General features: G+C 48.1%; 1 protein-coding gene. It reads right to left on the reverse strand.

Annotation, left to right across the window (positions count from 1 at the left end; all coding sequences use genetic code 11):
- Positions 1-402, reverse strand: a 402-nt coding sequence (locus K0039_RS20995) for a phage-associated endonuclease (RefSeq protein ID WP_228106858.1), incomplete at its 3' end; no start/stop codon positions are given.
- Positions 403-476: the final 74 nt, after the last annotated feature.

Consider the following 476-nt stretch of genomic DNA (forward strand, 5'->3'; position numbering starts at 1 on the left):
GTCAATCGCCATATCAACGGTGATGTTTTCACATGTACCGAACTTAACTAGGGCCGCGTTCTGTACTTCAAGGGACAGCTTGTCAAAATTGACGTTAATAGGATCGGATTCTGGTTCGACCGGAATAAAGGAAGCGGATTCCTCATCCCAGCGGTTTTCCTGCATATATTCGGTATCCCAGGAGTCGATAGCAGGGCGGGGCATGCCGGGTTTATCTTCGCAGACAAGAAATTTATAAGCGCAGTCCGGAGCGGCAGGATATTGCTCCAGGAATTGCCAGGTAAATTTGGCACGGGCGCGGCGTTCATCACCGGCTTCAATGGCAGTGGCTACAGCAACTGCGCCCTCTTCTTTTATTGCCTGTTCGTCCGGAATGGCGGCGCAAATAAAGACTTTACTCATTTTGTTTTAACCTCATTACAGATTTAAGGGTGAACAAATCCCTGCCATTGCTGGCATATAAAAATGAAACCGGA

Origin of the sequence: Terrisporobacter mayombei (assembly GCF_020748465.1) — a bacterium.
In the GTDB taxonomy this organism is placed as follows: Bacteria; Bacillota; Clostridia; order Peptostreptococcales; family Peptostreptococcaceae; genus Terrisporobacter; species Terrisporobacter mayombei.